23 protein-coding genes are annotated in these 26,904 nt (G+C 70.6%); 13 read left to right on the forward strand and 10 right to left on the reverse strand.

Annotated elements, in window-relative coordinates:
* Positions 1-2: 2 nt before the first annotated feature.
* The 4 genes from OG870_RS37635 to OG870_RS37655 form a co-directional block, all read right to left on the reverse strand.
* Positions 3-1,868, reverse strand: a complete 1,866-nt coding sequence (locus OG870_RS37635) for a sialidase family protein (RefSeq protein WP_266591327.1) — start codon at positions 1,866-1,868, stop codon at positions 3-5.
* A 106-nt stretch (positions 1,869-1,974) separates the two neighbouring features.
* The gene (locus tag OG870_RS37640) at positions 1,975-2,736 is read right to left on the reverse strand and encodes a collagen-like triple helix repeat-containing protein (RefSeq protein ID WP_266591328.1); all 762 of its coding nucleotides are present in this window, start codon (positions 2,734-2,736) and stop codon (positions 1,975-1,977) included.
* Positions 2,733-3,005 carry a hypothetical protein gene (locus OG870_RS37645; RefSeq protein ID WP_266591329.1) on the reverse strand — a complete coding sequence of 91 codons (273 nt, stop codon included), beginning with the start codon at positions 3,003-3,005 and terminating at the stop codon, positions 2,733-2,735. The genes OG870_RS37640 and OG870_RS37645 overlap by 4 nt, the downstream gene beginning before the upstream one ends.
* 389 nt (positions 3,006-3,394) lie before the next feature.
* The gene (locus tag OG870_RS37655) at positions 3,395-4,318 is read right to left on the reverse strand and encodes a quinone oxidoreductase family protein (RefSeq protein ID WP_266591330.1); all 924 of its coding nucleotides are present in this window, start codon (positions 4,316-4,318) and stop codon (positions 3,395-3,397) included.
* A gap of 117 nt (positions 4,319-4,435) precedes the next feature.
* Here OG870_RS37655 and OG870_RS37660 point away from each other — a divergent pair, with 117 nt between their 5' ends.
* Complete coding sequence (locus OG870_RS37660; RefSeq protein ID WP_266591331.1) at positions 4,436-4,894, forward strand: MarR family winged helix-turn-helix transcriptional regulator; 459 nt, start codon at positions 4,436-4,438, stop codon at positions 4,892-4,894.
* A 16-nt stretch (positions 4,895-4,910) separates the two neighbouring features.
* On the forward strand, positions 4,911-5,438 hold the full coding sequence (locus OG870_RS37665; protein ID WP_266591332.1) for an isochorismatase family protein: 528 nt from the start codon (positions 4,911-4,913) through the stop codon (positions 5,436-5,438).
* A 183-nt stretch (positions 5,439-5,621) separates the two neighbouring features.
* On the opposite strand, the gene fdhD is transcribed toward OG870_RS37665, so the two are convergent.
* Genes fdhD through OG870_RS37690 form a run of 5 tightly spaced genes read right to left on the reverse strand, consistent with a single transcriptional unit; the run spans position 5,622 to position 12,048 of the window.
* Positions 5,622-6,470, reverse strand: a complete 849-nt coding sequence (gene fdhD, locus OG870_RS37670; protein WP_266525289.1) for a formate dehydrogenase accessory sulfurtransferase FdhD — start codon at positions 6,468-6,470, stop codon at positions 5,622-5,624.
* Positions 6,471-6,475: 5 nt separating this feature from the next.
* Positions 6,476-7,336 (reverse strand): 2Fe-2S iron-sulfur cluster-binding protein, encoded by an 861-nt coding sequence (locus OG870_RS37675; RefSeq protein WP_266591333.1) that lies wholly within the window; start codon positions 7,334-7,336, stop codon positions 6,476-6,478.
* A complete protein-coding gene (locus tag OG870_RS37680; RefSeq protein WP_266591334.1) occupies positions 7,333-9,156 on the reverse strand; it encodes an NADH-ubiquinone oxidoreductase-F iron-sulfur binding region domain-containing protein in 1,824 nt (607 codons plus the stop codon). Before OG870_RS37680 ends, OG870_RS37675 begins: the two co-directional genes overlap by 4 nt.
* 4 nt (positions 9,157-9,160) lie before the next feature.
* Positions 9,161-11,080, reverse strand: a complete 1,920-nt coding sequence (locus OG870_RS37685) for a molybdopterin oxidoreductase family protein (RefSeq protein ID WP_266591335.1) — start codon at positions 11,078-11,080, stop codon at positions 9,161-9,163.
* The gene (locus OG870_RS37690; RefSeq protein WP_266525297.1) at positions 11,077-12,048 is read right to left on the reverse strand and encodes a 2-dehydropantoate 2-reductase; all 972 of its coding nucleotides are present in this window, start codon (positions 12,046-12,048) and stop codon (positions 11,077-11,079) included. The genes OG870_RS37685 and OG870_RS37690 overlap by 4 nt, the downstream gene beginning before the upstream one ends.
* A 252-nt stretch (positions 12,049-12,300) precedes the next feature.
* On the opposite strand from OG870_RS37690, the gene OG870_RS37695 reads away from it, so the two are divergent.
* From OG870_RS37695 to OG870_RS37710, 4 genes are all read left to right on the forward strand, one after another.
* Positions 12,301-13,641 (forward strand): OFA family MFS transporter, encoded by a 1,341-nt coding sequence (locus OG870_RS37695; protein ID WP_266591336.1) that lies wholly within the window; start codon positions 12,301-12,303, stop codon positions 13,639-13,641.
* Positions 13,610-13,744, forward strand: coding sequence for an MFS transporter small subunit (locus OG870_RS37700; protein WP_266525301.1), 135 nt, complete (start codon positions 13,610-13,612; stop codon positions 13,742-13,744). The genes OG870_RS37695 and OG870_RS37700 overlap by 32 nt, the downstream gene beginning before the upstream one ends.
* 173 nt (positions 13,745-13,917) lie before the next feature.
* The gene (locus OG870_RS37705; RefSeq protein ID WP_266591337.1) at positions 13,918-14,856 is read left to right on the forward strand and encodes a beta-ketoacyl-ACP synthase III; all 939 of its coding nucleotides are present in this window, start codon (positions 13,918-13,920) and stop codon (positions 14,854-14,856) included.
* Between the two features lie 139 nt (positions 14,857-14,995).
* Positions 14,996-15,673, forward strand: a complete 678-nt coding sequence (locus tag OG870_RS37710) for a GntR family transcriptional regulator (protein ID WP_266525305.1) — start codon at positions 14,996-14,998, stop codon at positions 15,671-15,673.
* Here the strand turns inward: OG870_RS37710 and OG870_RS37715 are convergent.
* The gene (locus OG870_RS37715; protein ID WP_266525307.1) at positions 15,652-16,830 is read right to left on the reverse strand and encodes a low temperature requirement protein A; all 1,179 of its coding nucleotides are present in this window, start codon (positions 16,828-16,830) and stop codon (positions 15,652-15,654) included. The two genes, OG870_RS37710 and OG870_RS37715, sit on opposite strands and share 22 nt — an antisense overlap.
* Positions 16,831-17,032: 202 nt before the next feature.
* Between OG870_RS37715 and OG870_RS37720 the strand changes: the two genes are divergently transcribed.
* The 7 genes from OG870_RS37720 to OG870_RS37750 all read left to right on the forward strand — a co-directional run bounded on the left by OG870_RS37720 (position 17,033) and on the right by OG870_RS37750 (position 26,893).
* Positions 17,033-18,214: an ROK family transcriptional regulator gene (locus OG870_RS37720; RefSeq protein WP_266525309.1), complete on the forward strand. Its 1,182-nt coding sequence runs from the start codon at positions 17,033-17,035 to the stop codon at positions 18,212-18,214.
* Between the two features lie 88 nt (positions 18,215-18,302).
* A complete protein-coding gene (locus tag OG870_RS37725) occupies positions 18,303-19,820 on the forward strand; it encodes a sugar ABC transporter ATP-binding protein (RefSeq protein ID WP_266591338.1) in 1,518 nt (505 codons plus the stop codon).
* Positions 19,817-20,836, forward strand: coding sequence for an ABC transporter permease (locus tag OG870_RS37730; RefSeq protein WP_266525313.1), 1,020 nt, complete (start codon positions 19,817-19,819; stop codon positions 20,834-20,836). Before OG870_RS37725 ends, OG870_RS37730 begins: the two co-directional genes overlap by 4 nt.
* 65 nt (positions 20,837-20,901) lie before the next feature.
* A complete protein-coding gene (locus tag OG870_RS37735; protein WP_266525315.1) occupies positions 20,902-21,942 on the forward strand; it encodes a substrate-binding domain-containing protein in 1,041 nt (346 codons plus the stop codon).
* Positions 21,943-22,001: 59 nt separating this feature from the next.
* A complete protein-coding gene (locus OG870_RS37740) occupies positions 22,002-23,210 on the forward strand; it encodes a Gfo/Idh/MocA family protein (RefSeq protein ID WP_266591339.1) in 1,209 nt (402 codons plus the stop codon).
* A gap of 15 nt (positions 23,211-23,225) precedes the next feature.
* Positions 23,226-24,224: a sugar phosphate isomerase/epimerase family protein gene (locus tag OG870_RS37745; RefSeq protein WP_266525319.1), complete on the forward strand. Its 999-nt coding sequence runs from the start codon at positions 23,226-23,228 to the stop codon at positions 24,222-24,224.
* Between the two features lie 164 nt (positions 24,225-24,388).
* On the forward strand, positions 24,389-26,893 hold the full coding sequence (locus OG870_RS37750; protein WP_266843287.1) for a PQQ-dependent sugar dehydrogenase: 2,505 nt from the start codon (positions 24,389-24,391) through the stop codon (positions 26,891-26,893).
* The last annotated feature ends 11 nt before the right edge of the window (positions 26,894-26,904 follow it).

Below are 26,904 nucleotides of genomic sequence, written 5' to 3' on the forward strand. Positions count from 1 at the left end.
CGTTAGTGGCTGCCGCTCACATGGTCCATGGGCAGCCACAGGACGGTGTCCCGCCTGGAGGAGTCACGGCCGGCGAGTTCCTCGTCGCTCAGCGCCCGGTCCCACACGCGGACGTCGTCGATCGCACCGGTGAAGAAGGCCCGGCTGTCCATGCGCTGCCCGATGTGCACGCCGAACGGCGAGTTGCGGCTGACCGACCCCGGTACGTCCGCGGCGCTCGACTGCACCCCGTCGACGGCGATCGTCAATTGGCCCCCGCCGCGCCGCAACGTCAGGTGGTGCCACCGGCCGTCATTGTGGGCGCCGGCCGCGCGGACGGACACCGACCGCGGGGCCGAAGCGCCGTCGCGCACGGTGATCAGGCCCTGGATACGGTCGCTCGCGGGTTCGCCGCGCAGCCAGACCTGGGGCTGAGTGGTGCCGATCCCGCCCATCCACAGCAGCGGCTGCTCACCGCCGGCAGCCGTGTACCGGAACCACAGCGATGCCGTGAAGTCCTTGGTACCGAGCGGGAGTTCATCGCGATACGGCAGCCGTACGGCGTCGTCGGCACCGTCGAACTCCAGCGCCCCGCCGAACACGCCGTCCGTCCTGCGGGCGCCGCCCAGCACGGCCGCGGGCTCGGCGTGCGGAGCGCGGTCCACTGTGGTCGGATCGGGACCGCGGCGCGGCTGCAGCCAGTCCTCGGTGAAGCGGGCGAAGCGGATCTCGTCGCGCGCGTCGACGGCACCGCCCTCGTACATCAGCCCCACCATGTCGTGGTCGATACGCACCATGTCGGAGTAGCCGGACCAGTCGGCGGTGACGACCGTGCCGCGGTCCACGCTGTCCCAGGTGCGTCCGCCGTCGTAGGAGGAGCGGATCATCATGGTGCGGCGGCGGTCGGGGTCGCCGGGGCAGGACAGCAGGATGCGCTTGCCCAGGCGGAGCGTCGCGCCCTGCACCTGCGGCGCGTAGAGGTCCGGCAGACCGCGGAAGGGGGCGGCGAAGCTGTCGCCGCCGTCGCGGCTGACCGTCTGGGTGCGGTGCCCGAGATCGGTACCGTCCTGTTCGCGGCCGCTGATCAGGATCGAGCCGTCGGTGCGCTCGGTGACCGTGACCTCCGAGGGCTTCTGCCGGAAGGTGCCGTCGTCGGCGATCGGCCAGGAGTCCGTGGCGCCGATCCGCCAGTGGTCGCCGCCGTCGTCGCTGACGATCAGCGCCGCATGGTTGGCGGTGACCCGACTCCCCTCCCAGGTCTCGGTGTTGACCCCGAGGACCAGCCGGCCGGCGTGCCTGCCGCGGGTGAGCTGGATGCCGTGCACGGGTCCGGTGGCGTACCAGGAGTTCCAGTTCGCGGGCAGGATCTCGGAGCGCAGGTCGCGGGGCCGGGACCAGGTGAGCCCGTCGTCGTCGCTGTACTGCAGGTGCGGGGTGCGGTCGCAGGGCACCGTGCAACTCGCGCCGTCCGTACGGCCCGTGTTGTACGTCTCGGCCAGCAGGATGCGGCCGGTGTCGCGGTCCACGACCGGTGCGGGGTTCCCGTGGGTGTCGCCGTCTCCGCGGGTGACGACCTGGAGCGGGCCCCAGGTGCGGCCGTCGTCCGTGGAGCGCTTGACGACGATGTCTATGTCGGCGGCGTCCCCGCAGTTGAGGACCCGCCCTTCGGCGAACGCCAGCAGAGTGCCCTCGGTGGTCCTCACCACCGCCGGGATGCGGAAGCAGGCGTAACCGGGGTCCTGGGAGGCCTTGAAGAGGACCTGCTGCTCGAAGTCGGGTGCGGGGGTGGGAGGTTGGGCGTGTGCCGTACTCGGCAGCGTGAGCAGTGCGGCCGTGGTGAACACGGCGGTGAGGGTTGCTCTCAGACGTGCGCGAAGACGTGACGGCATGGTGCGAACCTGCCCTTCAGAGGTCTGGACATCTGGACATCCCACGTCCAACGTCCGTGTCACAGAGGCTAGTTGGGGTCTCGGGAGCCTCACAAGAAGCGTGCGGCTACTCGACGGGATCGCGGCGGCGCAGTACCGGCAGGACCGGGAGTACGGCCGCGGGAGCGGGAGTCGGCGCCGGTGCGCCCGCGCCCGCCTTGCGGCAGACCAGGGCGTCCGGGTCGGTGGCGGGAACCTGGAGGCTGTAGCCGTCGGGGCAGGCGGGGCCGGGGTCGCCCTTCGGGCCGGGTTCCCCCTTCTCCCCTCTGGGGCCTTGGACGCCCTGGGTGCCATCGCTGCCCGAGCGGCCCTCGGGACCGGCGGCACCGGTGAAACCGTCGGCCCCCGCGGGACCGGGATCACCGGGCGGCCCGGACGGACCCGGGGAGCCCTCCGGCCCGTCCTGGCCCTCGGGTCCGGGTGGCCCAGACGGGCCGGGCTCGCCGCGCGGTCCCGACGCACCGCCGGCCCCGGCCGCGCCGCCCGAGCCCGTGGCCCCGCGCTCGCCCTTCTCGCCGCGCGCGCCGGGCAGGGCCGCGGGCACCCGGATCCTGTCGAGCAGGTCGTCGACCGCCTCGGAGGGATCGGGGGCCGCCGGGGTGCCGCCACCGGCCCGGACCTGGGCACGCAGGGCCCGCACGTCTCGGGCGAGCGTGGACACGGCCTTGCCGCGCCGGTCCACCTCGTCCTGCATCTGGTCGGCGCGGCGGTCGCCGGCATCGATGCGCGCCCAGAGGATCACGGCGACGCCGCAGAGCGTGATCAGCACGCAGACGAGGAAGACGCTGCGCCATCGCGGGGCGAGCAGCCGCTCGAATCGGGACCTCACGGCGCACCTCCCAGTCGGTGGATGTCCAGCCTGAGCCGCGCGATCTCCGACTGGTCGGCCGCGTGCAGCGTGGACAACTCGCTGATGCGCGTGTCCCGTTCGGCGACCTGGCGTTCCAGGCGGTCGCGCTCGGTCTGCAGCTTGTCGGTCAGGCTGGAGTAGCCGCTCAGTGCGTTCTCCCCGCGCTTGCCCAGGTACGCCACGGCGGCTGCCCCCAGCACGCCCGCGGCTGCCAGTAACGAGCCGAGCAGGGTGGTGCCGGCATCCAAGTGACTGCCTCCTACTTGGACGACGGGTCGCACCGGTCGCGACCCGCAGAACTCACCACACACAACGAGCCACTCGCCAGCGGGGTGTGCCGCGCCTGTGGACTACGCCGCACGGGTGGTGACGGGGCGTCAGGGCTGACGCATAGATGCAGGTTTCGGCATGATCTGGCGCGGAACCCAACCAGGGGCTTCTCCTCTGCCGGGCGTGCGGGGTCGTTGCCCACGCCGACCGGAACGCTTCCCACAACATCGCCACCCGTGGCGAGAGCGTGTGCAATGCGGGGCGTGAGCACGCGTCCCTGCCATCCCATAACGGGGTGTCTGGACGCAGGAGTCCACCCCAGCAGCCAGCTGGGCACTACCTCCAAGCCCGGTCCTTCAGGGCCTGGTCAAGTTGACGGGCGCAGGACCACCTTGCCCAGGTTGCTCCGCGATTCGATCACCGCGTGCGCCTTGGCCGCGTCCTCCAGCGCGAACTCCTCGTGCACGGCGGGCTTCAGCGAGCCCTCGGAGAACAGCCGCCACAGCTCCTGACGCCATCGCTCGTACACCTCCGGCTTTCCGCGGGCGATCCGCGCCATCTGGAAGCCGATCACGGACTTCGCGCCGACGAGAAGGTCGTACGCGTGGATCGTCCCGCCGCCCGAGCTGTACGCCACCAGGCGGCCGCCCGGAGCGAGCGCGGCGACGGCCGGGGTGAGCAGGTCGCCGCCGACCGCGTCGAGTGCGTAGTCGACGGGATCTCCCCAGCCCGGCTCGGCGTACGTGACGACCTCGTCGGCGCCGAGGGCCCGGACGAAGTCGGCCTTGCCCGGATCGGAGACGGCGCCCACCACGCGGGCCGCACCCCGTAGCCCGGCCAGCTGCACGGCGAGGTGGCCGACTCCGCTCGCGGCGGCTGTGACCAGCGCCGTCTCGCCCGGTTCGGGGCGCGCCGCCTCCAGGGCCCCGAGGGCGACGAGGCCGCTGCGGACGAGGGTGACCGCGTCGACCGCGGAGGCACCTTCCGGTATCGGGGAGGCCATGTCTTCCCGCAGGGGCGCGAAGTCGGCGTAGCCGTGCCCGAAGCACAGTCCGGTCACGCGGTCGCCCGCGCGGAAGCGGGTGGCGCCGTCGCCGACGGCCACGACCTCCCCGGCGATCTCGCCGCCGAGCGGGATCGGCTCAGCGGCCTCGGTGACCTTGCGGACGACGGGGAGCGTCACGCCCACCGCGTCGCAGCGTACGAGGAGCTCGCCCGGGCCGGGCTCCGGCACCGGGACGTCCTCCGGGAACAAGGGGCCGCCGGTGGACTCGTAGCGGACTCGGCGCATGGCACCTCCAGGGGTCGTGGGAATGGATCCCCGCTGAAGCCGGCTGGATTCATTGGGGATCCCAACGGTATTGCGTTTTCATTGGGAAGTCCAACGATTTCTCGCTAGGCTGCGGCCATGTCCGAAGCCCCGAAAGCCCCGGAAGCCCCCCTTGCCGAGATCCGTTCCCTGCCCAGCTGGCTGCTCGGGCGCGCCGCCGCCCGTGGCCGGGACCTGGTGGCCGAGGCGCTGGCCGTGGAGGGGCTGAAGATGTGGCACCACGTGGTGCTCTCCGCCGTCCGCGACCTCGCCCCCGTCGCCCAGGCCGACCTCGGACGCGGCGTGCGGCTCGACCCCAAGGACCTGGTCGGCATCCTCAACGACCTGCAGTCCGCGGGCCTCGCCGTGCGCGAACCGGACCCCGCGGACCGGCGCAAGAACGCGGTGTCACTCACCGAGCCGGGTGCGCGACTGCTGAAGCGCTGCGAGCGGGCGGCGCGCACGGCCAACGACGAGTTGCTCGCGCCGCTCTCGGCGGCCGAACGCGACCAGTTCATGGACCTGTTGATCCGGATCTCCGGTACGGAGGGCTCATGACGGATAACGTTCCGTCATGACCGCACCCCTGGCCCTCGATCCCGCACGCAGCGCCCTCGTCCTCGTCGATCTGATGGACCGGATCGTCGCGCTGCCCCTGGAGCCCCGCAAGGGCACCGAAGTCCTGTCCGCCGCCGAGGAGTTGGCGACCGCCTTCCGTACGGCGGGTGCGACCGTCGTCCTCGTTCGGGTCGAACGCCCCGGCGTCGCCGAACAGCCGCCAGGCAGCGGCCTCGCGGCCGGACTCGCCCAGGACGGCGACCTGGAGGTGGTGAAGCGCACGATCGGCGCATTCCAGGGCACCGGCCTCGACGGTCTCCTGCGCGAACGCGGCGTCACGACCCTCGTGTTCGGGGGCATCGCCACCAACCTCGGAGTCGAGTCCACCGCCCGCGCCGCCAAGGACCTCGGCTACGACCTGGTCTTCGCCGAGGACGCCATGGCCGCGTTCACGGCCGCCGAGCACGACGCGTCGGTACGGCTGGACTTCCCACGGCTCGGCACGGTGGTGACGGTGGGCGAGGTGCGGTTCGTGGCGGGCTGACACCCAGGCGGGCGCAGAAGGGCTTCGCACAGCCAGGCCTGCCACAGTCAGGCCTGGCACAGCAAGGCCTGGCGCAGCAAGGCCGATCCCCGCGGCCGGTCGAACAAGCTGAGGCGGGGCCCCTGCGGCGCAGGGGGCGCTCCCCGCCGGCCGGGGCCCCGCCGCCGTGTCGCGGAGAGCCGGTCACCCCTGGGCGGCCGCGGTCCGCAGAGCGATGCGGTCCTCGCCCGCGTACACGTTCATGGAGCTGCCCCGCAGGAAGCCCACCAGGGTCAGCCCGGTCTCGGCGGCCAGGTCCACGGCCAGCGACGAGGGCGCCGAGACCGCCGCCAGGAGCGGGATCCCGGCCATGACCGCCTTCTGCGCCAGCTCGAAGGAGGCGCGGCCCGAGACCAGGAGGATCGTGCGGGACAGCGGCAGGTCGCCGTTCTGCAGGGCGCGGCCCACGAGCTTGTCGACCGCGTTGTGCCGGCCCACGTCCTCCCGTATGTCGAGCAGTTCGCCGTCCTCGGTGAACAGGGCCGCCGCGTGCAGACCCCCGGTCCGGTCGAAGACCCGCTGGGCCGCACGGAGCCGGTCGGGGAGGCTCGCCAGCAGCTCGGGTTCGACGCGGACCGGGGGAGTGTCGGCGATCGGCCAGCGCGCTGTCGTACGCACCGCGTCCAGGCTCGCCTTGCCGCACAGGCCGCAGGACGAGGTGGTGTAGACGTTCCGCTCCAGCGTGATGTCGGGGATCACGACTCCCGGCGCGGTCCGTACGTCCACCACGTTGTAGGTGTTCGAGCCGTCGACCGTCGCGCCCGCGCAGTACACGATGTTCTGCAGGTCGCTCTGCTCGGCGAGTACGCCCTCGCTGACCAGGAAGCCCGCGGCCAGCGCGAAGTCGTCGCCCGGAGTGCGCATGGTGATGGCGAGGGGCTTGCCGTTGAGCCTGATCTCCAGGGGCTCCTCGGCGACGAGCGTGTCGGGGCGGGTGGAGACGACCCCGTCCCGGATGCGGATCACCTTGCGTCGTTCCGTGACTCGTCCCATGTGTCTCAGTCCCGGTTCTGTACGTGCTGGTAGCCGAAGCGGCCCTTGATGCAGAGGTTGCCGTGGGTCACCGGGTTGTCGTGTGGCGAGGTGACCTTCACGATCTCATTGTCCTGCACGTGGAGAGTGAGGTTGCAGCCCACTCCGCAGTACGCGCACACCGTCGTCGTCTCCGTCTGCGCCGACTCGTCCCAGGTACCCGCCGCGCGCATGTCGAACTCCGACTTGAACGACAGCGCTCCCGTGGGGCACACCTCGATGCAGTTGCCGCAGTACACGCACGCCGAGTCGGTGAGCGGGGCATCGTGCTCGACGGCGATACGGGCGTCGAATCCGCGGCCGGAGACCGAGATCGCGAACGAGTTCTGCCACTGGTCGCCGCAGGCGTCCACGCACTTGTAGCAGAGGATGCACTTGTCGTAGTCGCGCACATACAGATCGTTGTCGACCCTGGGTTCCTCGTCCAGGCGGGCCGCGTCCGGGCCGAAGCGGTCCGGTTTCGCCTCGTACTCCTTGATCCATCCGGCGGCTTGCGGAGTCGTCGACAAGTCGACCGAGGAGGCGAGGAGTTCGAGGACGATCTTGCGGCTGTGGCGGGCCCGTTCCGTGCCGGTGCGGACCTCCATGCCGGGCTCGGCCCTGCGGGAGCAGGCCGGGACCAGGGTGCGCGAGCCCTCGACCTCGACGACGCACACACGGCAGGCGTTCTTGGGCGTGAGCGTGTCGCCCTGGCAGAGGGTCGGCACGTCCTTTCCGGCCGCCCGGCAGGCGTCGAGGATCGTCGAACCCTCGGGCGCCCGCACCGGCTCCCCGTCGATCGTGAACTCCAGCAGCCGGCGCGGGATCCCCAGCGGTGTCACGGTCATTCGTACGCCCCCAGACGGTCGATGGCGGATTCCACGGCATTCCACGCGGTCTGGCCCAGGCCGCAGATCGAGGCGTCCCGCATCGCGCGGCCGACCTCCCTGAGGAGGGCGATGTCGTCGGCGGCGGCCGCGCCCGTGCGCTCCGCGATCCGGTGCAGCGCCTCCTGTTGCCGCACGGTCCCGACCCGGCACGGCACGCACTGCCCGCACGACTCGTCGCGGAAGAACTCGGCGATGCGCAGGAGGAGCCGGGGGAGCGGGACCGTGTCGTCGAAGGCCATGACGACGCCGGAGCCGAGCGTGGTGCCCGCCTCCCGGGTGCCTTCGAAGGTCAGCGGAATGTCCAGTTCGTCCGGCCGTACGAAGCCGCCGGCCGCCCCGCCGAGGAGCACCGCCCGCAGCCGCGGCCGCACCCCGGACAGCTCCAGCAGGTCGCCGAGCGTGGCGCCGAACGGCAGCTCGTAGATCCCCGGGCGGTCCACGCTCCCCGACACGCAGAACAGCTTCGGCCCGGTGGAGCGGCCGGTCCCGATCGCCGCGTACGCGGGGGCGCCCATGGTCAGGATCGGCAGGACGTTGACCAGGGTCTCCACGTTGTTCTCGACAGTGGGCTTGCCGAACAGGCCCTTCTCCACCGGGAAGGGCGGCTTGGAGCGCGGTTCACCCCGATAGCCCTCGATGGAGTTGAACAGGGCCGTCTCCTCGCCACAGATGTAGGCGCCCGCACCGCGCCGGATCTCGATGTCGAAGGCGTAACCCTGGCCGAGGACGTCGTCGCCGAGGAAGCCACGCGCGCGTGCCTGCGTGATCGCGTGCTCCAGGCGGCGCAGGGCCCGCGGATACTCGCCGCGCAGATACACGTGGCCGTGGTGGGCGCCGGTCGCGTACGCGGCGATCGTCATCGCCTCCACCAGCGCGTACGGGTCGCCCTCCAGGATCACGCGGTCCTTGAAGGTGCCCGGCTCGGACTCGTCGGCGTTGCACACCAGGTAGTGGGGCCGGTCGGGCTGGGACGCCGTGGCCTGCCATTTGCGGCCGGTGGGGAAGGCGGCACCGCCACGCCCGACCAGGCCGGAGTCGGTGACCTCGCGGATGACTCCGGCGGGGCCGAGCTCGAAGGCCCGGCGCAGGGCGGTGTAACCGCCGTGGGCGCGATAGTCGTCGAGGGACGACGGGTCCACGACACCGACACGGCTCAGCAGCACCAGGCCGTCCTGTCCTGCCTGCGGTACGGCCGCCCCGGCCGGCGGTTCCTCCGGCGCCGAGTCGGGCGCGCTCGCAGCGACAACGGCCTCCCGCACGGTCGACGGCGCCGACACCGCCGTACGCACCGGATCGCCCGACCTGATCGCGAGCGCCGCCGGAGCCCGCTCGCACAGGCCGAGGCAGGGGCTGCGCTCGACACTCACCCCGCTGCCGGGGCCCAGCCGTGCCTCGACCCCCGCACACAGCTCGGACGCCCCGGCCGCCGTGCACGCCAGGTCCGTGCACACGTGGAGGACGGTGGTGGGGCGCGGGGCGACCGAGAACATCGCGTAGAAGGTGGCGACCCCGTACGCCTCTGCCGGTGGCACGGTCAGCCGCCGGCACAGGTAGCCGAGGGCGCCCTCGCTGATCCAGCCGACCCGGTCGTTGATCGCGTGCAACCCCGGTAACAGCAGGTCACGCCGGTTCCGGGCGGCCCGGCCGCCGCGCGCCCACCTCAGATCGGCGTCGGAGCGGTCAGCACCCTCCCACGAGGACTCCGGGAGGCCCAACAGGGCGTCCACAGCGGCCCGTTCGTCGTCCGTCGGCTTGCTGTCGCCGAAGTGCAGGTCCACCACATCACCTCACGATGGTCGCGACCGGGAGCTTCTCGATCCGGATCGCCGACGCCTTGAACTCCGCCGTCCCCGCGATCGGACAGTTCGCCTCGATCGTCAGCTGGTTGGTGTCCACCTCGTCGGGAAAGTGCATGGTCATGAAGGCGAGCCCGGGCCTGAGCGCCGTGTCGATCCAGACGGGCGCCACGACCGCGCCCCGCCGCGAGGACACCTGGACCTCCTCGCCGACGACGACCCCGTAGCGTTCGGCGTCCTCGGGGCACAGCTCGATGTACTCGCCGCGCCGCAGCGGGGAGGCGTAACCGCCGCTCTGCACACCGGTGTTGTAGGAGTCGAGGCGCCGCCCCGTGGTCAGCCGGATCGGGTAATCCTCGTCCGTGAGGTCCACGGGCGGATCGTGCTGCACGATCCCGAAGGGCGCCGGCATTCCGCGCCGTGCGGGGTCCTTCTCCCACAACCGGCCGTGCAGATACGTCGGTTCGAGCCCGTCGGTGCTCGGGCACGGCCACTGGATGCCCTGGTGCTGCGCCAGGCGTTCGTACGTCATCCCGTAGTGGTCCGGCGAGACGGACCTCAGCTCGTTCCACACGGCCTCGGCGTCGGCGTACTTCCAGTCGTGGCCGAGACGCGCCGCCAGTTCACAGAGGATGTCGATGTCCTCGCGGGCCTCACCGGGCGGGGTCACCGCGGCCCGCACCCGCTGAACCCGCCGCTCGCTGTTGGTCGTTGTGCCGTCGGTCTCCGCCCAGCCGGCGGTCGCCGGCAGCACCACGTCCGCCAGCTCGGCCGTCCTGGTGAGGAAGATGTCCTGCACGACGAGGAAGTCGAGGGCCTGGAAACGTCGTACGGCCTGCTCGCTGTCCGCCTCCGACTGCGCCGGGTTCTCGCCGATGCAGTAGACCGCACCGAGCGTGCCTTCCTCCATCGCCTCGAACATCTCCGTCAGGGTCAGCCCGTAGTGGGGCTGGATGACGGTGTCCCAGGCCGACTCGAACTTCAGCCGGGTGTCGGGGTCGAGGATGTCCTGGAAGCCGGGCAGGCGGTTGGGGATCGCGCCCATGTCGCCGCCGCCCTGCACGTTGTTCTGGCCGCGCAGCGGCTGTAACCCGGCGCCGTACCGGCCCACCTGACCGGTCAGCAGTGACAGGTTGATCAGCGCGCGGACGTTGTCCGTGCCGTTGTGGTGCTCGGTGATGCCGAGGGTCCAGCACAGCTGGGCGCGTTCGGCGCGGGCGTAGGTGTGCGCCAACTCCCTTATGGCGCTCGCCGGTACGCCCGTCACCTTCTCGGCGAGGGACAGCGTCCACGGCTCGACCAGTGCCCTGTACTCCTCGAAGCCGGTGGTGGCCCGCTCGATGAAGGCATGGTTGGCCAGGCCCGCGTGGATGATCTCGCGGCCGATCGCGTGCGCCATCGGGATGTCGGTGCCGACGTTGATGCCGAGCCAGCTCTCCGCCCACTCGGCGGTGGAGGTGCGGCGCGGGTCGACGGCGTAGAGCCGGGCGCCGTTGTGGATGCCCTTGAGCACGTGCTGGAAGAAGATCGGGTGGGCGAAGCGGGCGTTGGAGCCCCACATCACGATGACGTCGGTGTGCTCGATCTCCTCGTACGAGGAGGTGCCGCCGCCCGAGCCGAAGGCCGCCGACAGGCCCGCCACGCTCGGGGCGTGGCAGGTGCGGTTGCAGGAGTCGACGTTGTTGGTGCCCATGACGACGCGGGCGAACTTCTGCGCCACGTAGTTCATCTCGTTGGTCGCCCGGGCGCAGGAGAACATGCCGAACGCACCGCGGTTGCGCTCCAGGCCCCGGGCCGCCCGGTCCAGTGCTTCCTCCCAACTCGCCTGCCGGAATGGCTCGTTGCGGGAGTCCCGCACCAGCGGGTGGGTCAGCCGGGTGTAGGTCTTCGGTTGCCGTTTCCTCATGCGGCGCTCCTCAGTGCGAGCAGGTCCGAGATGGCGTGCACGGTGCGCAGGGTGGGCACCTCGACGCCGGTGATCTCCGCCAACTCGACGACGGCGGCGAGCAGTACGTCGAGTTCGAGCGGTTTGCCGCGCTCCAGGTCCTGGAGTGTGGAGGTGCGGTGGTCGCCGACGCGTTCGGCCCCGGCGAGACGGCGTTCGATGGAGACGCCGACCTCGCAGCCGAGCGCCTGGGCGACGGCGAGCGTCTCGGCCATCATCGTCTCGATGACCTTGCGGGTGCCGCCGTGCAGGCACATCTGCCGCATCGTGGCGCGGGCCAGCGCGCTGATCGGGTTGAAGGAGATGTTGCCGAGCAGCTTGAGCCAGACGTCGTTGCGCAGGTCCGGTTCGACGGGGCACTTCAGCCCGCCGGCCTGCATGGCCTCGCTGAGGTCCAGACAGCGCTTCGACACGCTGCGGTCGGGCTCGCCGATGGAGAACCGGGTGCCTTCCAAGTGCCGTACGACTCCTGGTCCTTCGAGCTCGGTCGCCGCGTAGACGACACAACCGAGGGCCCGTTCCGGCGCGATCACCGCACTGACCGCGCCGTCCGGGTCCACGCTCTCGACGCGGTGGCCGTCGTAGGGGCCGCCGTGTCGGTGGAAGTACCACCAGGGGATGCCGTTCTGGGCCGCCACGACCGCCGTGGTGTCGTGCAGGAGCGGCTCGATCAGCGGCCCGCACGCCGCGTACGAGTTGGCCTTCAGACCCAGGAAGACGTAGTCGGCCGGGCCGATCTCGGCCGGATCGTCGGTGGCATGGGCGTGCGCGGTGAAGTCGCCGCGCGGGGAGAGCACCCGTACTCCGTGCTGCCTCAGGGCCGCGAGGTGCGGTCCACGGGCTACGAGATGCACATCGGCGCCTGCGCGATGGAGCGCGGCACCGACGTAGGCGCCGATCGCACCGGCGCCGAGGACTGCGACTTTCATGACGGGGGAGCTCCGTTCGGTCGAGGGATACCGCGGAGATGGCTGCACTGCCGAACTCTGGCGAGCGCGGTCGAACGAAACGCACTGTCGACTGAATATTGTCTACAGTATGGCGATGGGGGCAGCAAGGGTTCGCGCACGGTTCGGAAAACCGGTCGGTCCGACCGTTCGGCGCGTCCTGGACGCCGTTCATCGCATACGGTCGACGCGGCGCCTTCTCAACTCCCGTGGTACTCCCTAACGTTCGGGATCATGAGTCCCCCTGTCGCGCCGGCCGGCTGGAGCCGCTGGCTCGTTCCCCCCGCCGCACTCTCCGTCCATCTCTCCATCGGCCAGGCCTACGCCTGGAGCGTGTTCAAGCCGCCTCTCGAGTCGGCGCTGGGCCTCAGCGGCACGCAGAGCGCGCTGCCCTTCCAGCTCGCCATCGTCATGCTCGGCCTGTCCGCCGCGTTCGGCGGCACGCTGGTCGAGCGCAACGGGCCGCGCTGGGCGATGACCGTCGCCCTGATCTGCTTCTCGTCCGGCTTCCTGATCTCCGCTGTCGGCGCGGCCACCGAGCAGTACTGGCTGATCGTCCTCGGCTACGGCTTCGTCGGCGGCATCGGCCTCGGCATCGGCTACATCTCCCCCGTGTCCACGCTGATCAAGTGGTTCCCGGACCGGCCCGGCATGGCCACCGGCATCGCCATCATGGGCTTCGGCGGCGGCGCGCTCATCGCCTCTCCCTGGTCCGCCCAGATGCTGGAGTCGTTCGGCTCCGACCACTCGGGGATCGCGCTCGCGTTCCTCGTGCACGGACTCGCCTACGCCGTCTTCATGTCGCTGGGCGTGCTGCTGGTGCGGGTCCCGCGCGCCGACGAGCGCAAAAGCACCGAGGGCGCACCGAGCGCCGTCCAGGGCCCGCAGGTCTCCGCCAACAGCGCCGTGCGCACTCCGCAGTTCTGGTGTCTGTGGGTCGTGCTCTGCATGAACGTGACCGCCGGCATCGGTATCCTGGAGAAGGCCGCCCCGATGATCACGGACTTCTTCAAGGACACCTCGACCCCGGTGTCGGTCTCGGCCGCCGCCGGCTTCGTCGCCCTGCTGTCCGCAGCCAACATGGCGGGCCGCATCGGCTGGTCGTCGACCTCCGACCTGATCGGCCGCAAGAACATCTACCGGGTCTACCTGGGCGTCGGCGCGGTGATGTACGCGCTGATCGCACTGTTCGGCGACTCGTCCAAGCCGCTGTTCGTCCTGTGCGCGCTGGTGATCCTCTCCTTCTACGGCGGCGGTTTCGCGACGGTCCCCGCCTACCTCAAGGACCTCTTCGGCACCTACCAGGTCGGCGCGATCCACGGGCGGCTGCTCACCGCCTGGTCCACGGCCGGCGTCCTCGGCCCGCTGATCGTCAACTGGATCGCCGACCGGCAGGAGGGCGCGGGCAAGCACGGCTCCGCCCTGTACACCATGTCCTTCGTCATCATGATCGGGCTGCTCGTGGTCGGCTTCGTCGCCAACGAACTCGTCCGCCCCGTCCACACCCGCCACCACATCCCCGCCCCGCGGGAGGAGACCGTCGATGTCGAACGACAGCAGCCAGAGTCCGCCTGACCGACGCCCGCTGATCGCCTTCGCCTGGCTGTGGGTGGGGGCACCGCTCGCCTACGGGCTCTACGAACTCGTACAGAAGGCGACCCAGCTGTTCACCGGGTGACGTCCGCGCACACCGGGTGACCGTTCGGGAGGTGTCCGGGCGTCCGATCGTCTGACAGAAGCCGACAACGCGGGCGCCCGTTTCCTGTCGCCTTACCTGCCGTCGTACCCGCGAGTCACTGATCAGACTGGTGGATCCCGCAACCCAAGGCAAGGCAACGAGGGGACCCCCCAATGAACGGCTCGCGCATCGCCGCCGTCGGCCACTACCAGCCCGCGAAGGTGCTCACCAACGCGGACCTGGCGGCCCTGGTCGACACCAGTGACGAGTGGATCACGTCCCGGGTGGGAATTCGCACGCGCCACATCGCCGGGCCCGACGAGCCTGTCGACGAGCTGGCCGCCCACGCCGCCGCCAAGGCCCTCGCGGCGGCGGGCCTGGCTCCCGGCGACATCGACCTCGTCCTGGTCGCCACCTCCACCGCCGTCGACCGCTCGCCCAACATGGCCGCCCGCGTCGCCGCCCGGCTCGGCATCCCCTCGCCCGCCGCGATGGACCTCAACGTCGTGTGTGCGGGGTTCACGCATGCGCTGGCGACAGCCGATCACGCGGTCCGTGCGGGCGGATCCACCCGTGCCCTGGTCGTCGGCGCCGACAAGATGTCCGAGGTGACGGACTGGACCGACCGCACGACCTGTGTCCTCGTCGGCGACGGGGCGGGGGCCGCCGTGGTCGAGGCCTCGGACGAGTCCGGCATCGGACCCGTGCTGTGGGGCTCGGTGCCCGAGATGGGGCACGCCGTGCGGATCGAGGGCACGCCCCCGCGGTTCGCCCAGGAGGGGCAGAGCGTCTACCGGTGGGCGACCACGCAACTGCCGCCCATCGCACGCAAGGCCTGCGAGCGCGCCGGGCTGGAGCCGGCCGACCTCGCCGGAGTCGTCCTGCACCAGGCCAACCTGCGCATCATCGAGCCCCTCGCCGAGAAGATCGGCGCCGTGAACGCCGTCGTCGCGCGCGACGTCACCGAGTCCGGCAACACCTCGGCGGCGAGCATTCCGCTCGCGTTCTCCAAGCTCGTCGAACGGGGCGCGATCACCACCGGTGACCCGGTCCTGCTGTTCGGCTTCGGAGGGAACCTGTCGTACGCCGGACAGGTCGTCCGCTGCCCGTGACCTGCGCGTACGTCCCGGTGTGACGCAGACGACCCGCCGAACCACTGGTCACTGTGCGCCGTAGACTGTAGACGAAAGACAATTCATACTGGCTTTCCGGCTGCAGTTGCTCCACGCTGCCCATGAGGGGGACCGACCGATGCTGTCGACAGGACTGCCACAGGGCGCGGTACCCAAGCTCGAACGGCCCGGCCCGCTGCGCGACCGCGTCTACGAGGCGCTGCTCGAACTCATCACCACCCGCGCCCTCCAGCCCGGCCAGCATCTCGTCGAGAGTGAACTCGCGGGCCACCTGGGCGTCTCGCGTCAGCCGGTGCGGGAGGCGTTGCAGCGGCTGAACACCGAGGGATGGGTCGATCTGCGGCCCGCTCAGGGCGCGTTCGTGCACGAGCCGACGGAACAGGAGGCCGACCAGCTCCTCACGGTCCGTACGCTCCTGGAGGCCGAGGCCGCCCGGCTCGCCGCCGCCAACGCGGGCAGCGCCGGCATCACGGTGCTCGAAGAGCTGTGCGCCGAGGGCGAGAAGGCCGTCGCCGCCGACGACGTGGACGTCGCGGTCGGCATGAACGCCCGCTTCCACACGAAGATCATGGAACTGGCCGGCAACGCGGTCCTCGCCGAACTCGCCGCACAGGTGGACCGCCGGGTGCGCTGGTACTACACACCGGTCGCCCGGCAGCGCGGACAGCAGTCCTGGATCGAACACCGCGCGCTGATCGCGGCGATCGCGGACCGGGACGAGCAGCGTGCCACGCAGCTGATGCGCGAGCACACCGAGCACACGCGGCGGTCGTATCACGACCGGGCGAAGGACTGAACTTCCTTCACGCTGCCGCATGAACGGGCCTCGACCGTCAGCATGACCACCAACACCCCCACCAGGGCGAGGAGTTCGGCGACCGCCGAGACACGGACGCCGAGCAGGGTGGTGGCCAGGGCCACCGGAGCGGCGGCCGCCCGGAACCGCACCGGGTTCAGGCGCAGGACCGCCCGGAACGCCACGTCCCCCACGAGGAACAGCGCCACACCGCCCGCCAACGCAAGTGCCGGGCCCGTGTGCACATGTTCCGTGAGGTGGCCCAGCGTCTTCTTCACGCCCGTCGCCAGGTAGGCGATGCCGAGCAGCATCGGCAGGAAGGCGTAGTAGTACGCGTTCATCGCCAGACGCCAGCGATCCGGCGCCGGCGTCGCGTCGAACACCGCCTCGGCGCCCTCCTCGTCGCGCACGAAGTACGTCCACCACAGGGCGACCGCGAGCGCCAGCGAGAGGAACGCCCCGCCGAACAGACCAGGTGTGAGCGGCAGTTGGCCGACACCGGTGCCGATCGCGATGACGGACTCGCCGAACGCGACGATCAGCAGCAGGCCATGGCGCTCCACGAAGTGCGCCGGGTCCAGACTGCCCAGCTGGACGCGCATGACGGCGGCCGACCGCTGTCCGTCCGCCCTGCCCGGCCCGTGCTCGGCGAAGAACGGCGTCACGAACTGGAGGAGGAGCGCGAGCAGCCAGAGGCCGTCCGCCGCGAGCCCGTCGAAGAAGCCCGCCGCCGTGACGGAGAGGGCGGCCAGTGCGTTCGGGACGCCGTACCAGACGGAGTCCCGGCCGTGACTGCGGGTGTAGAGCGCGGTGTGCACGAGGACGACGGCCAGGAAGCCGAGACCGAAGACCACTCCGGTGTCGTCGAAGACACGCGGGATGGCGAGCGCGCAGACAAGGAACGCGCCCATGCCCAGCATCAGCAGGAGACGGCGGGAGAGGCGGTCCGGCGGTACCTGGTTGGTGAGGTACGCGTAGGCGCCGTACATCCAGAACAGCACCACGAAGATCAGCGCGACCCTGCCCGCCGTGGCGAACGTCAGGTCGCCGGCGAGCAGAACGGTGAGCTGGGTGAGGGTGAAGACGAAGACGAGATCGAAGAAGAGCTCAAGGGTCGTGACTCTGCGGCCCGGATTCTCCGCCGTTGCGCTGTTCATATGTGTCCCCCTGGACCGATGCTGACCAGATCGTATGGGGTGGCCCGGCGCCGGGCGCGCGGGTGTCCTTTGTCCTGCCAGTGGAGAAAGTCGACGGCAATCCGTGCACGGCTTCTTCTCAGCCTCGCGGTTCGCTGCTACGTTCCCCTCGAAAGCCCGAACACAGTTGGCCGATTGAGGCGGGGAGGGGCTCGTGAGACGCATGACCGCACGACCCGGGAACGCTCATCAGGCCAAGCTGCTCAAGCTGTTGCGCGACGAAGGCCCCAACTCCCGTGCCCAGCTGGGCGATCAGGTCGACCTGTCACGGTCCAAGCTGGCCGTGGAGGTGGACCGGCTGCTGGAGACGGGCCTGGTCGTGGCCGACGGACTCGCCGCCTCGCGCGGCGGCCGCCGCTCCCACAACGTCCGGCTCAATCCGCAACTGCGCTTCCTCGGCGTGGACATCGGCGCGACCTCGGTCGACGTCGCCGTCACCAACGCCGAACTGGAGATCCTCGGACACCTCAACCAGCCCATGGACGTACGCGAGGGCCCGGTCGCGGTCTTCGAGCAAGTCCTGTCCATGGCGGCGAAGTTGAAGGCCTCCGCGCTCGCGGAGGGGTACGACGGCGCCGGCATCGGCGTACCGGGACCGGTGCGCTTCCCCGAGGGTGTGCCGGTGGCTCCGCCGATCATGCCGGGCTGGGACGGCTTCCCCGTACGGGAGGCGCTCAGCCAGGAACTCGGCTGCCCCGTCATGGTCGACAACGACGTGAACCTGATGGCGATGGGGGAGATGCACGCGGGCGTGGCACGCTCCGTGGGCGACTTCCTCTGCGTCAAGATCGGCACCGGTATCGGCTGCGGGATCGTCGCCGGCGGTGAGGTCCACCGCGGGGTGACCGGCAGCGCCGGCGACATCGGGCACATCCAGGCCGTGCCCGACGGACGTCCGTGCGCCTGCGGCAACCGGGGCTGCCTGGAAGCCCACTTCAGCGGGGCCGCCCTCGCCCGGGACGCCGTGGAAGCGGCCCAGCAGGGGCTGTCCGAGGAACTCGCCTCACGCCTGGCGGCGAGCGGCACCCTGACCGCCGTCGACGTCGCCGCGGCAGCCGCCGCGGGCGACCCCACCGCCCTCGACCTGATCCGCGAGGGCGGCAACCGCACCGGCCAGGTCATCGCCGGCCTGGTCTCCTTCTTCAACCCGGGCCTGGTGGTGATCGGCGGCGGTGTGACCGGCCTCGGCCACACCCTGCTCGCCGCGATCCGCACCCAGGTCTACCGTCAGTCGTTGCCCCTCGCTACGGGCAACCTGCCCATCGTGCTGGGGGAGTTGGGGCCGACCTCCGGCGTCATCGGCGCCGCCCGGCTCATCAGCGACCACCTGTTCTCACCCGCGTAAGCACCGACGTCAGCACGGATCACATCAGTTCGGCGCCCTGCCTCGCCCTGCCCTGAAACCGGCCCGCACGCCCGCCAAGGGGAACCTCATGGCACCAGAACCACCGCTGCTCAGCATGTCCGGCATCACCAAGTCGTTCCCCGGAGTCCGGGCCCTCGACGGCGTCGACCTCGACGTCCAGGCCGGTGAAGTGCACTGTCTGCTCGGCCAGAACGGGGCAGGCAAGTCCACCCTGATCAAGGTCCTGTCCGGTGCCCACCAGCCCGACACCGGCTCCATCCGCTGGCGCGGCGAGGAGGCCACCCTCCGCTCGCCGATCGCCGCCATGCGCCTGGGCATCGCCACCATCTACCAGGAACTCGACCTGGTGGAGCACCTGTCCGTGGCCGAGAACGTCCACCTGGGCCATGAGCCGACGGCCGCCGGATTCGTCGTACGGAAGAAGGCCGCGAAGGCCTCAACAGCCAAGCTGCTCAAGCGACTTGGCCACCCGGAAATCGATCCCGCCCGTCTCGTCGGCGAGTTGTCGGCGGCCCAGCAGCAGATCGTGTCCATGGCCCGGGCACTCTCCCACGACGTACGACTCATCGTGATGGACGAGCCGTCCGCCGCCCTCGACCCGGACGAGGTCGACAACCTCTTCCGGATCGTCGGCGGCCTGACCGCCGAGGGCGTCGCCGTTGTCTACATCTCCCACCGGCTGGAGGAGATCAGGCGCATCGGCGACCGCGTGACCGTCCTGAAGGACGGACGGGCCGTCGCGGGCGGGCTGCCCGCGAAGTCGACACCGACGCGCGAGGTCGTGGCACTCATGACGGGCCGGAACGTCGAGTACGTCTTCCCCGAGCGGCCGGCGTCGGCTCCCAGTGGGGCTCCGGTGCTGCAGGTCCAGGGGCTCGCCAGGCAGGGCGAGTTCGAACCCCTCGACCTGGAGCTCCAGCCAGGTGAGATCGTCGGTCTCGCCGGACTGGTCGGCTCCGGGCGCTCCGAGATCCTGGAGACGATCTACGGCGCCCGCAAGCCCACCGCCGGTCACGTCCGCGTCGACGGACGGGCGTTGCGGCCCGGAAGCGTACGCGCTGCCGTTCGCGCCGGGCTCGGACTCGCCCCCGAGGAACGCAAGGCGCAGGCCCTGCTGATGCTGGAAACCGTCACCCGCAACGTCTCGGTGTCCTCCATGTCCCGCTTCTCACACGGAGGGTGGCTCGACCGGGGAGCCGAACTGGGGGCGGCGCGGGCCGCCACCCGCGAACTCTCGCTGCGGCCCGACGACCCGTCCGTGCCCGTGCGCACCCTGTCCGGCGGCAACCAGCAGAAGGCCGTACTCGCGCGCTGGCTGCTGCGCGGCTGCCGGGTGCTGCTCCTCGACGAGCCGACCCGCGGCGTCGACGTCGGCGCCCGCGCCGAGCTGTACGCGGTGATCCGCCGCCTCGCCGACGAGGGCCTGGCCGTGCTGCTGGTCTCCAGCGAGGTCCCCGAGGTGCTCGGCCTCGCCGACCGCGTGCTGGTCCTCCGCGAGGGCCGCGTCGTACACACCGCGCCCGCCCGCGAACTCGACGAACACCGCGTACTGGACCTCGTCATGGAAGGAAGTCCGGCGTCATGACGCAGCATGCCTCCCCGCCACGGGACAACACCGACAAGGTGCCGTCGGTGGGCCAACCCCCCGTGTGGCGCGGTCTGTTCGCCCGCACCGACGTCCGCACCCTCTCCCTGCTGGGCGTCCTCGCCGCGCTGATCCTCATCGGCGGGATCACCAAACCCGACGAATTCCTCGACACCCGCAACCTCCAACTCGTCCTCACCCAGGCCTCGGTGATCGGCGTCGTCACCGTCGGCATGACCTTCGTCATCACCTCCGGCGGCATTGACCTGTCGGTCGGCGCGATCGTCGCCCTCTCCTCCGTGTGGGCGACGACGGTGGCCACCCAGGAGTACGGCTTCGCGGGCATCCTCTTCACCGCGGTGCTCGTCGGCGTCGGCTGCGGCCTGGTCAACGGGCTGCTCGTCGCCTACGGCGGAATGGTGCCGTTCATCGCCACGCTCGCCATGCTGGCCTCGGCGCGCGGCCTCGCGCTGCAGATCACCGACGGCAAGACGCAGATCGTCACCATCACCGGCGTCCTCGACCTCGGTGAGCGCGACGCGTACGTGCTCGGCGTCCCGCCGCTCGTCATCGTCTTCGCGGTCGTGACGATCATCGGCTGGCTGATCCTCAACCGCACCACCTTCGGCCGCCGCACCGTCGCCGTCGGCGGCAACGCGGAGGCCGCCCGGCTCGCCGGCATCGACGTACGCCGCCAGCGCCTCTACCTCTACCTGCTGTCCGGGCTCTGCTGCGGCATCGCCGCCTTCCTGTTGATCATCCTGTCCGGCTCCGGCCAGAACACCAACGGCAACCTCTACGAACTCGACGCCATCGCCGCCGCGATCATCGGCGGCACGCTGCTCACCGGGGGGCGCGGCACCATCACCGGCTCCGTGCTCGGCGTCCTGATCTTCACCACGATCACCAACATCTTCGCCCTGAACAACCTGCAGAGCGACGTCCAGCAGATCGCCAAGGGCGCGATCATCGTGGCCGCCGTGCTGGTCCAGCGCCGTACCGCGAGCACGACCTGAGGAAAGGGTCAGTCCCCATGTCACATTCCACCGGTAGCGCCATGTCGCCCACCACTCGTGGTGCCATGTCGCATTCCACAAGTCGCCGAGGGCTGCTCTTCGGGACCGCAGCCGTCTCTGCCACCGCCTTCCTCGCAGGTTGCACGAGTAACGACGCCAAGGACGAGAAGCCGGCCGCGGGCGACCAGTCGGCCGCCGACGACAAGCCGGGCAAGCACGTCACCATCGGCTTCGCCGGCCCGCAGGCCGACCACGGCTGGCTCAACGCGATCAACGACAACGCCAGGAGCCGCGCAAAGAAGTACTCCGACGTCACCCTGGAGAGCACCGAGGGCTCGAACGACACGGCCGCGCAGATCGGCCAGATCGAGACCCTCATCAACAAGAAGGTCGACGTCCTGGTCGTGCTGCCCGCCGACGGCAAGGCTCTCACCCAGGTCGGACTCAAGGCGATGCGCGCCGGCATCCCCGTCGTCAACCTCGACCGGATCTTCAACTCCCCGCAGGCGTACCGCTGCTGGATCGGCGGCGACAACTACGGCATGGGTCTCAACGCCGGCACGTACATCGGCGAGAAGCTCAAGGACAAGAAGGGCGCCAAGGTCATCGAACTGGCCGGCCTCGACAACCTGGAGCTGACCAAGCAGCGCACCCAGGGCTTCGACGACGCCCTGAAGAACTACCCCAACATCAAGAAGGTGGCCCGTCAGGCGGCCGAGTTCACCGTCGAGTCGGGGCAGGCCAAGATGGCCCAACTCCTCCAGGCGCAACCCACGTTCGACGCCCTGTGGAACCACGACGACGACCAGGGCGTGGGCGCGCTGCGCGCCATCGAGCAGGCCGGCCGCGACGGCTTCCTGATGGTCGGCGGCGCGGGCGCGCTGTCCGCGTTCCAGGCCATCAAGCAGGACAACGGCGTCCTGAAGGCGACCGTCCTGTACCCGCCGTCGATGGCCGCCTCCGCGATCGACCTCGCCCGGGCGCTCGGCCAGAGCAAGGGGATCAGCGGCCTCGCCGAGTTCGAGATCCCCGGCTCGCTGACCCTCTATTCAGCCGTCGTCGACAAGGACAACGTCGACCAGTACATGCCGACGGGCTTCCGCTGACAGATCCCGCCCCGCACCCCCCACGGCGCCAACACGACCAGGACGAGGAGGACATCCGCATGGGACAGCCCCAGCAGTCGGACGGATCGGAGGGCGGGAAGCCGCCACTGCGCGTCGGCATGGTCGGCTACGCCTTCATGGGCGCCGCCCACTCCCAGGGCTGGCGCACCGTGGGCCGCGCCTTCGACCTGCCACTCCGCCCGGTCCTCGCCGCGATCTGCGGACGTGACGCGGACGCCGTGCGCCGGGCCGCCGTCCGGCACGGGTGGGCGGCGACCGAGACCGACTGGCGGGCCCTGATCGAACGGGACGACGTCGACCTCGTCGACATCTGCACCCCCGGCGACAGTCACGCGGAGATCGCCCTCGCCGCGCTCGCCGCCGGCAAGCACGTACTGTGCGAGAAGCCTCTGGCCAACACGGTCGACGAGGCCGCGGCGATGACCGAGGCTGCCGAAGTCGCTTATCGACGTGGCCAGTTGGCAATGGTCGGCTTCAACTACCGGCGCCTGCCCGCCACCGCGCTGGCCCGGAACATGGTCGCCGAGGGCAGGCTCGGCCCCCTGCGGCACGTGAGGGTGACGTACCTTCAGGACTGGCTCGTGGACCCGCAGTTCCCGCTCACCTGGCGACTGCGCAAGGAACTGGCCGGCTCGGGCTCGCTCGGGGACCTGGGCGCACACATCGTCGACCTCGCGCAGTACCTGGCGGGGGAGACGCTGACGGGGGTCTCCGCCCTGACGGAGACCTTCGTACGGGAACGCCCCCTGCCCGTCGGCGCCACCAGCGGCCTGTCCGCCGTCTCGTCCGCCGGCACCGGACCGGTCACCGTCGACGACGCCGCCCTGTTCACCGGCCGCTTCACCTCCGGCGCCCTGGCCTCCTTCGAGGCGACGCGCTACGCGACCGGCCGCAAGAACGCCCTGCGCATCGAACTCAACGGCGAGCACGGCTCGTTGGCCTTCGATCTGGAGCGCCTCAACGAACTGTCGTACCACGACGGTACGGAGCCCGGAACGCACGCCGGCTTCCGCCGCATCCTCGTCACCGAACCCGACCACCCGTACATGGACGCCTGGTGGCCGCCGGGGCACGGTCTCGGCTACGAGCACAGCTTCGTCCACCAAGCCCGCGACCTGGTCCACGCGATCGCCGAGGGCGGGCAACCGGAACCCTCCTTCGCGGACGGGCTGCAGGTGCAGCGCGTGCTGGCCGCGGTGGAGGAGAGCGCCGAGAAGAACTCCGTGTACACGCCCATAACCGTCTGAGGAGGGTTCAGGAGAATGCCGCGTCAGTTCACGCTCTTCACCGGCCAGTGGGCCGACCTGCCACTCGAAGAAGTCTGCCGCCTGGCCCGCGACTTCGGCTACGACGGCCTCGAACTCGCCTGCTGGGGAGACCACTTCGAGGTCGACAAGGCGCTCGCGGACCCTGCGTACATCGACTCCAGGAAGCAACTGCTGGACAAGTACGGCCTCAAGTGCTGGGCCGTCTCCAACCACCTGACCGGCCAGGCGGTGTGCGACGCGATCATCGACGAACGCCATCAGGCCATCCTGCCGGGCGAGGTGTGGGGCGACGGAGACCCGGAAGGAGTCCGGCGACGGGCGGCACAGCGCATGCAGGACACCGCGCGGGCCGCGGCCGCCTTCGGTGTCGACACCGTCATCGGCTTCACCGGCTCCGCCATCTGGCACCTGGTCGCCATGTTCCCGCCCGCCCCCCAGGCGATGATCGAGCGCGGCTACGAGGACTTCGCGGAACGCTGGAACCCGATCCTGGACGTCTTCGACCAGGAGGGCGTGCGGTTCGCCCACGAGGTCCACCCGAGCGAGATCGCCTACGACTACTGGACAACTCACCGCGCCCTGGAGGCAGTTGGCGGCCGCCCCGCCTTCGGTCTGAACTTCGACCCCTCGCACTTCGTGTGGCAGGACCTCGACCCGGTCGGCTTCCTGTGGGACTTCCGCGACCGGATCTACCACGTGGACTGCAAGGAGGCCCGCAAGCGTCTCGACGGCCGCAACGGCCGTCTCGGCTCCCACCTGCCGTGGGGCGACCCGCGCCGGGGCTGGGACTTCGTGTCCGCGGGACACGGTGACGTCCCCTGGGAGGACGTCTTCCGGATGCTGCGGTCCATCGACTACCAGGGCCCCGTCTCCGTGGAGTGGGAGGACGCCGGCATGGACCGGCTCCAGGGCGCCCCCGAAGCCCTCACCCGCCTGAAGGCGTACGACTTCGAGCCGCCGTCGGCCTCCTTCGACGCCGCGTTCGGCAACTGATCTTCCTGGACCGGTAACTGATCTTCCTGGACCGGCAACTCGTCTTTCAGGAGCGGCAAGGGATCTTCCTGGCGATATGTGACTGTTCGTCAGTTCTCCGGGATGACGGCGCATCCCGGCGCACCGCACCCGCCCGTACAACCGGCCCCTTACTGGAGGCATTCGTGCACGGGAACACCAGCAACACCAGCACCGACAGAATCGAGACCCACAGACGCCGCTTCCGCAGAGCCGTCGCCCTCCTCGGCGGCGCGCTCCTCGCGGGCGCATCCCTCACCTTCACGGCGCCTCAGGCCGGCGCAGCCGTCGCCGACCCGGGAGCCGCACCGGCGGCAGCCGCCGCCGAGGACTTCCAGCAGGTCACCCTCGCCAAGGGCGAACCGGAGGTCGGCGAGCCCATGTCGCTCGCAGTCCTCCCCGACCGCTCGGTCCTGCACACCTCGCGGGACGGCGAACTCCGGCTGACGGACGCCGCGGGCAACACGCGGCTGATCGGCAAGCTGAACGTCTACTCCCACGACGAGGAGGGCCTCCAAGGGGTCGGCGTCGACCCGGACTTCGCGACCAACCGCGCCATCTACCTCTACTACGCGCCCCCGTTGGACACCCCCGCCGGTGACGCCCCGGAGACCGGCAGCCGGGCCGACTTCGCGCCCTTCGACGGCGTCAACCGTCTCTCCCGCTTCGTCCTGAAGGCCGACGGCACCCTCGACGCGGCGAGCGAGAGGAAGGTCCTGGACATTCCGGCCTCCCGCGGGCTGTGCTGCCACGTCGGCGGCGACATCGACTTCGACGCGGCGGGCAACCTGTACCTGTCGACGGGCGACGACACCAACCCCTTCCAGTCGGACGGCTACAGCCCCCTAGACGAACGCGCCGAGCGCAACCCCGCCTTCGACGCCCAGCGTTCGGCCGGCAACACCAACGACCTGCGCGGCAAGATCCTGCGTATCAAGGTCGGCGCCGACGGCTCGTACAGCGTCCCCGACGGCAACCTCTTCGCGCCCGGCACGGACAGGACGCGGCCCGAGATCTACGCGATGGGCTTCCGCAACCCGTTCCGCTTCAGCGTCGACAAGAAGACCGGCATCCTCTACGTCGGTGACTATGGCCCCGACGCCGGCGCCGCCGACCCTGCCCGCGGACCCGCCGGCCAGGTCGAGTTCGCGCGGGTGACCGGCCCCGGCAACTTCGGCTGGCCGTACTGCACCGGCGCCAACGACGCCTACGTGGACTACGACTTCGCGACCAAGACGTCCGGCGACTCGTTCGACTGCAGCGCGCCGAAGAACAACTCCCCGCACAACACCGGCCTCACCGACCTGCCCCCGGCCCAGCCCGCCTGGATCCCCTACAACGGCCCGTCCGTACCGGAGTTCGGCGACGGCTCCGAGTCCCCGATGGGCGGCCCGGTCTACCACTACGACGCCTCGCTCGACTCGCCGGTCAAGTTCCCCGAGGCCTACGACGGCAACTTCTTCGCCGGAGAGTTCGGCCGCCGCTGGATCAAGCGGATCGCCGCCGACGGCAGCGGAAACGTCCAGTCGATCAACGCCTTCCCCTGGACCGGCACCCAGGTGATGGACATGGCCTTCGGCCCCGACGGCGCGCTGTACGTCCTCGACTACGGCACCGCGTGGTTCGGCGGCGACGAGCACTCGGGCCTGTACCGCATCGAGAACGCGACCGACGGCCACTCGCCGGTTCCGCAGGCGGCGGCGAGCAGGACCTCCGGGCAGGCCCCGCTGAAGGTGCAGTTCTCCTCCGAGGGCTCGACCGACCAGGACGGCGACGCCCTCACCTACAGCTGGGACTTCGGCGACGGCGGCAGGTCGACGGCGGCTGACCCGACGTACAAGTACAAGAAGAACGGCACCTACACGGCGACCCTGACCGCCAAGGACCCCACCGGCCGCACCGGCAGCGCGAGCGTGCAGATCGTCGTCGGCAACACCGCGCCCAAGGTGATGCTCGAACTCCCCAAGGACGGGCAGCTGTTCAGCTTCGGCGACGCCGTCCCGTTCAAGGTACGGGTTACCGACCCCGAGGACGGCACGGCCGTCGACTGCTCCAAGGTCAAGGTCAACTTCATCCTCGGCCACGACACCCACGGCCACCCGCAGACCTCCGCGAGCGGCTGCACCGGCACCATCCAGACGAGCGCCGACGGCGGCCACGACGAGGACGCCAACATCTTCGGAGTCCTCGACGCCGAGTACACCGACAGCGGAGGCGGCGGCCAGGCCCCGCTCACCTCGCACGACCAGAGCGTCCTCGAACCCAGGCACCGCCAGGCCGAGCACTTCGGCAACGGCTCCGGCGTCTCCGTCATCACCAAGGACACCGCGCACGGCGGCAGGACCGTCGGCGACATCGACAACGGCGACTGGATCTCCTTCACGCCGTACGTGTTGAGCAACGCGAAGAAGATCACCGCGCGCATCGCGTCGGGCGGCGCGGGCGGCACCCTGGAAGTCCGGGCGGGCTCGTCCACCGGCACCCTGCTGGGCAAGGCGACCGTCCCCGTGACCGGCGGCTGGGAGACCTTCCAGGACGTCAGGGCCGACCTGTCCCGCGCACCGAGGGGCACGACCACCCTCTACCTGGTGTTCAAGGGCGGATCCGGCGCGCTCTTCGACGTGGACGACTTCACCTTCACGACCGGCTGAGAGGAGGGAAC

The sequence above is a fragment of the Streptomyces sp. NBC_00461 genome (assembly GCF_036013935.1).
GTDB lineage: Bacteria > Actinomycetota > Actinomycetes > Streptomycetales > Streptomycetaceae > Streptomyces.

Bases quoted from the DNA above. Each gene is read 5' to 3' on its own strand.
- OG870_RS37635 (WP_266591327.1), bottom strand. From the start codon at position 1,868: ATGCCGTCACGTCTTCGCGCACGTCTGAGAGCAACCCTCACCGCCGTG.
- OG870_RS37655 (WP_266591330.1), bottom strand. From the start codon at position 4,318: ATGCGCCGAGTCCGCTACGAGTCCACCGGCGGCCCCTTGTTCCCGGAG.
- OG870_RS37660 (WP_266591331.1), top strand. From the start codon at position 4,436: ATGTCCGAAGCCCCGAAAGCCCCGGAAGCCCCCCTTGCCGAGATCCGT.
- OG870_RS37665 (WP_266591332.1), top strand. From the start codon at position 4,911: ATGACCGCACCCCTGGCCCTCGATCCCGCACGCAGCGCCCTCGTCCTC.
- fdhD (WP_266525289.1), bottom strand. From the start codon at position 6,470: ATGGGACGAGTCACGGAACGACGCAAGGTGATCCGCATCCGGGACGGG.
- OG870_RS37675 (WP_266591333.1), bottom strand. From the start codon at position 7,336: ATGACCGTGACACCGCTGGGGATCCCGCGCCGGCTGCTGGAGTTCACG.
- OG870_RS37685 (WP_266591335.1), bottom strand. From the start codon at position 11,080: ATGAGGAAACGGCAACCGAAGACCTACACCCGGCTGACCCACCCGCTG.
- OG870_RS37690 (WP_266525297.1), bottom strand. From the start codon at position 12,048: ATGAAAGTCGCAGTCCTCGGCGCCGGTGCGATCGGCGCCTACGTCGGT.
- OG870_RS37695 (WP_266591336.1), top strand. From the start codon at position 12,301: ATGAGTCCCCCTGTCGCGCCGGCCGGCTGGAGCCGCTGGCTCGTTCCC.
- OG870_RS37700 (WP_266525301.1), top strand. From the start codon at position 13,610: ATGTCGAACGACAGCAGCCAGAGTCCGCCTGACCGACGCCCGCTGATC.
- OG870_RS37705 (WP_266591337.1), top strand. From the start codon at position 13,918: ATGAACGGCTCGCGCATCGCCGCCGTCGGCCACTACCAGCCCGCGAAG.
- OG870_RS37710 (WP_266525305.1), top strand. From the start codon at position 14,996: ATGCTGTCGACAGGACTGCCACAGGGCGCGGTACCCAAGCTCGAACGG.
- OG870_RS37715 (WP_266525307.1), bottom strand. From the start codon at position 16,830: ATGAACAGCGCAACGGCGGAGAATCCGGGCCGCAGAGTCACGACCCTT.
- OG870_RS37720 (WP_266525309.1), top strand. From the start codon at position 17,033: ATGACCGCACGACCCGGGAACGCTCATCAGGCCAAGCTGCTCAAGCTG.
- OG870_RS37725 (WP_266591338.1), top strand. From the start codon at position 18,303: ATGGCACCAGAACCACCGCTGCTCAGCATGTCCGGCATCACCAAGTCG.
- OG870_RS37730 (WP_266525313.1), top strand. From the start codon at position 19,817: ATGACGCAGCATGCCTCCCCGCCACGGGACAACACCGACAAGGTGCCG.
- OG870_RS37735 (WP_266525315.1), top strand. From the start codon at position 20,902: ATGTCGCATTCCACAAGTCGCCGAGGGCTGCTCTTCGGGACCGCAGCC.
- OG870_RS37740 (WP_266591339.1), top strand. From the start codon at position 22,002: ATGGGACAGCCCCAGCAGTCGGACGGATCGGAGGGCGGGAAGCCGCCA.
- OG870_RS37745 (WP_266525319.1), top strand. From the start codon at position 23,226: ATGCCGCGTCAGTTCACGCTCTTCACCGGCCAGTGGGCCGACCTGCCA.